Origin of the sequence: Pseudomonas sp. PNPG3 (genome assembly GCF_023093815.1) — a bacterium.
Classification (GTDB): domain Bacteria; phylum Pseudomonadota; class Gammaproteobacteria; order Pseudomonadales; family Pseudomonadaceae; genus Aquipseudomonas; species Aquipseudomonas asiatica.
In genome coordinates this window covers 36,447-41,200 of record NZ_JALLKV010000051.1, presented here as the reverse complement: position 1 = coordinate 41,200, position 4,754 = coordinate 36,447, and the positions used below count along the sequence as shown (strand labels likewise).

Here is a 4,754-nt window from a genome sequence, read left to right as displayed (position 1 = left end):
ATTTGGGCCTCATTATGAGGCTTGGAGGTGTCTACGAAACCAGGGGCGATTCAATCAGACGCATCATTGGAAACAAAATTGGTTCAAGAGCAGTTCGAGTCGTGTGGACTTAGCCCGTTATTCACATTTTATGAAAGCCGTTTTTTTGATCCGACCTGCAATGAGGACATTGTCAGAGTTTATGCGATTTTAAATTAGCACCTATGGCTAAACATCGTGCTACAGATCCTCATTACAGCGCTCATTTTGCCGACGGCACTCCATTCATGGATGCAAATCCGATATTTTCAGCAAAGAACTTAAGAACGGGGAAATTTTGAGAGTTGTCATCGCTGAAGATGCTGCAAATACGCTATAAACCACAACTCAATTGACGATTTCGAAGAGCTTTGTTTAGTCATGGAAAACTCAGATATCAGCCTTGCGCAGCAGGACATTTCTTCATGGATCGCCGGACAAACGGAATGACGACGTAAAAAATATTAAATACCTAACCAACGCCATCTACACCAATATAGTTTTGCTCTTTAAAAAATCATCTGAAACGCTTTTCAGCAAGTGTCTAAACAACCATTTTCAACCGCATCGACAACGCCTTCAAACTGCGTAACGCGAACCCCCGCCTTGATGGCCACCGGATCAGCAGATTTTTACCATCGTAAAAATTGCAAGGGTCACGCCGAAATAACTGTTCTGCAGGCTTCGTCCGCACCAATTCTCCAAAAGCCAGATGGACGATAACAAGATGATAGATAAATTTTTGTTGTTCTTAAGTCTAGATTGCTTTGCGACCTGTTTTTTCCCTTTAGGCAACCAATCAGCCTTACACATAATCTGCAAATGCGCACAGAATGAGGCATCCAAGATACTCAGAAGCAAAGCCGGCTATTATGAGAGGGATATGAGCAAGACCAGAATAGCCAACTCCAAATCCAGCTTACTTACTTCGCTTAGGAACCAGGGTTTGCCAAATCCGGGAATAGACTACATTTCATATCTTTGGAGCTTATTTGACCACGATACAGCAGAGCGGAAAATAATTAGCTTAACCTTCGGCAGTCACATTGATCGATTACTCGCACTTGACGTCCTACAACCCAGCATAACTCTTTGCGATGCCGTACAAAAATTTCATTCCGAAAACATATTTTCCTCCCATCAGAACATTGGCTCGCTGATAGAGGACTCATTTAGCAATAACACAAGCGCCTGGCTTACAAAATTGCAGGATCCGAGACTATTCGATGGAGTAGAAGACGCAATCCAAGAGTTCTCACATGAAGTATTAGAAGGCTATACAGCCTTCCCATTTTTCTGCTTGGTTGCGAGGCTATGCAGCAGAGATGAAGCAACTCAAATAATAGCAAGCTTGTCCGATAGTTTTTTTGCGCCATGAAGCCTCGACTACAAACCTAGTCGAGATAGTAATCCCCGGATTAAACACCCAGTCTATTCTAACGTAAATTATTCGAGAACTGACTCACCCGGCAAGACGGCCCGGCATGGGACATACAACACTACGACGAGTGCCGGAAACTGGAAGGCAAAGCCACGCCACCCACTATTTTTCGAGTCCGGGACCTTTGTCTCCCATCTACTCAGATCTGCAGCGTCTGAATCGCCCCGATGAAAAGTGAAGTTACAATGCACTTGAATTTTTTAACATTCGCTGAAGAAATTTCTCAAGCGCTCGACAAGCAACACCTTTCACGCGTAGAGCCCACGCATAAAAAAGAAATCTTATCAAAGATTCAATCCACCTTTATAAAAGGCAACCCACGCGCTTGGTGGACATCATTGCGACCAAAGCCCAATATACAAAATTTCGATGACAACACCGGATATCTTCACTTATGCGAGTTAGCCCCAAAACCACTGGAAGATGTATGGCTGATAGCGGACGAAGACAACGAAGAAAAGCTCCTCTTTAGCCTGCCATTTAAAAATATAATTTCAATACTTGATGATTGTAGACACTTCGAATACTACATAGTTGATAAGCAATTAAGCTGGATGATAGCTGAAAACGATCATGGTGATCTGATCTTCTGCAGCGCACCTGAAACAAAGAGTAATTAGACGAGCTGAATTACGCCCGAAATCGGCACTATGATCCGCTGGTAGGTTGGTTTATCAGGAGGGATCCGGTTGGATACGCGGACGTTCAAAGCTTATCTACCTACGTTTACAGCCCATACTGTGGCTAGACCCATTCGGGTTAGCAAAAACAGAGAACGTATCCAAGCACAGGGCGCAAGGTTAAAGGAGTCGGCCTCATGAAACCACATCGCGGTAGATGGCACGGGCTGTGTCCGTGTTCGCGGGATCACCCGCTCTCGTAGAACAACACATGACTCGTCGGTTTAGTGAGGTTCTGTAGGAGCAGCCTTGTGCTGCGAAGAGGCCGGTACAGACAATAGACAGGCTTTGTCAGTACCGGCCTCTTCGCAGCACAAGGCTGCTCCTACAAAGAGCGATATTTGTTCTCTGCGCGACAGCGCAGCCCAAAAGGGCTGGGCTATCTCCCACATTGCGCCCGACAGTTTCTCCCGCAGAGGCACGCACAAGCTTTCTAGCGCTTGACCAATACCTCCGTTCAATCACGTCCGGCTTTCAGCCAACCCCACCAACGCACTGCCGCCATGAACAAATCTTCATTTTGCTGGCGAGCGCCCTGATTGCGGGCGTGGCAGCCCTCTTCGCTTCTGCAGCCGCAGGCCTTCACCTTGAGGGGGCTCACTACCTTGCGTAGCATCACCGCCCCCCGGGGCCGCTGCGCGGCCCATTCGCGGGCACGCCCGCTCCCACAGGCGCGTGCCCACAGCGCTCACACCTCACCCAGCCACACCATCAGCAGACAGAACCCCGATGCCGCAACCCATACCCCTCAAGGACCACGAAAAGGAAAAGCACCTGGTCAACCGCCGGCTTCTGGCCTGCGCCGCCCTGGTCTTCAGCCTGGTCGCCGTCCTGGTGGGCAGGCTCTATGTGCTGCAGGTGCTGCAGCACAACCAGCAGACCGCCGTATCGGAAAACAACCGCGTGCACGTGCTGCCCATCGCCCCCGAGCGCGGGCTGATCTACGACCGCAACGGCGTGGTGCTGGCCGACAACAAGCCCAGCTTCGACCTGACCATGACCCGCGAGCGGGCCGGCGGTGACACGGCCAAGGTCCTCGATACCCTGGCCCAGGTGCTGAGCCTGACCGACGACGACCGCAAGCAGTTCGACAAGGACCTGCGCCGTGGCCGCAAGCCGTTCGAGCCGGTGACCCTGATGGTCGGTCTGAGCGAAGAGCAGATCGCCCTGGTGGCGGTGAACCAGTTCCGCCTGCCAGGCCTGGAGGTGGAACCACAGTTCATCCGCGAGTACCCGCTGGCCGAGCATTTCGCCCACTCGGTAGGCTATGTGGGGCGCATCAACGAGAAAGAGGCCAAGACCCTCGACAGCACCGAATACCGGGGCACCCAGTCGATCGGCAAGACCGGCATCGAGCACTTCTACGAAAGCCAGCTGCATGGCCACGTGGGCTACGAGGAGGTCGAGACCAACGCCCAGGGCCGGGTGATGCGTGTGCTCAACCACAAGGCCCCGACCCCGGGCCAGGACATCGTCCTGACCCTGGACGCCCACCTGCAACTGGCCGCGGAAAAGGCCCTGGGCGACCGCCGCGGCTCGGTGGTGGTGCTCGACCCGGCCAATGGCGACGTGCTGGCGATGGTCAGCAACCCCAGCTTCGACCCCAACCTGTTCGTCAAGGGCATCAGCTTCAAACAGTACGCCGCCCTGCGCGATTCCATCGACCGCCCGCTGTTCAACCGCGTGCTGCGCGGCTTGTATGCCCCCGGTTCGACGGTGAAGCCGGAAGTGGCCATCGCCGGCCTCGACAGCGGCGTGATCACCCCGGGCAGCCGGGTGTTCGACCCCGGCTACTACGAGCTGCCCAACTACGACCACAAGTACCGCAACTGGAACCGCAGCGGCGATGGCTGGGTGGATATGTACACCGCCATCATGCGTTCCAACGACACCTACTTCTACGACCTGGCGCACAAGCTGGGCATCGACCGCCTGCACGACTACATGGCCGAGTTCGGCCTGGGCCAGAAGGTGTCGCTGGACATGTTCGAGGAGGCGTCCGGGCTGATGCCGTCGGCCGAGTGGAAGCGCGCCACCCGGCGCCAGGCCTGGTTCCCGGGCGAGACGCTGATCCTGGGCATCGGCCAAGGCTACATGCAGGTCACCCCGCTGCAGCTGGCCCAGGCCACCAGCCTGCTGGCGAGCAAGGGCGTGTGGCACCGCCCGCACCTGGCCATGACCGTAGGAGGCGATGCGCCGGTAGATCCCAACCCGATGCCCAATATCGTGCTGCACGACAGGCATGCCTGGGACCAGGTCAGCCAGGGCATGCAGATGGTCATGCACGACCCGCGCGGCATCGCCCGCGCTGCCGCAGCCGGTGCGCAGTACCGGATTGCCGGCAAGAGCGGCACCGCGCAGGTGGTAGCGATCAAGCAGGGCGAACGCTACAACCGCAACAAGACCCTGGAGCGGCACCGCGACAACGCCCTGTTCGTAGGCTTTGCCCCGGCTGATCACCCGAGTGTGGTGGTGGCGGTTATGATCGAGAACGGCGAAGCCGGCGGGCGGGTGGCAGGGCCGGTTGTGCGGGAGGTGATGGATGCCTATCTGCTGGATGAGCAGGGACATCTGAAGCCGCAGTATGCAGGTGGGGTAGCGCCTCGCAGCGTGCC

The 4,754-nt window shown here is 54.9% G+C and carries 3 protein-coding genes; all 3 read left to right on the top strand.

The window, feature by feature from the left end:
- Positions 1 to 901: 901 nt before the first annotated feature.
- A complete protein-coding gene (locus MJ643_RS24410; protein WP_247727026.1) occupies positions 902 to 1,396 on the top strand; it encodes a hypothetical protein in 495 nt (164 codons plus the stop codon).
- A 230-nt stretch (positions 1,397 to 1,626) separates the two neighbouring features.
- Positions 1,627 to 2,079, top strand: coding sequence for a DUF6756 family protein (locus MJ643_RS24405; RefSeq protein ID WP_208209514.1), 453 nt, complete (start codon positions 1,627 to 1,629; stop codon positions 2,077 to 2,079).
- Positions 2,080 to 2,868: 789 nt separating this feature from the next.
- The coding region (mrdA, locus tag MJ643_RS24400; protein WP_247727025.1) for a penicillin-binding protein 2 at positions 2,869 to 4,754 on the top strand (1,886 nt) is incomplete at its 3' end.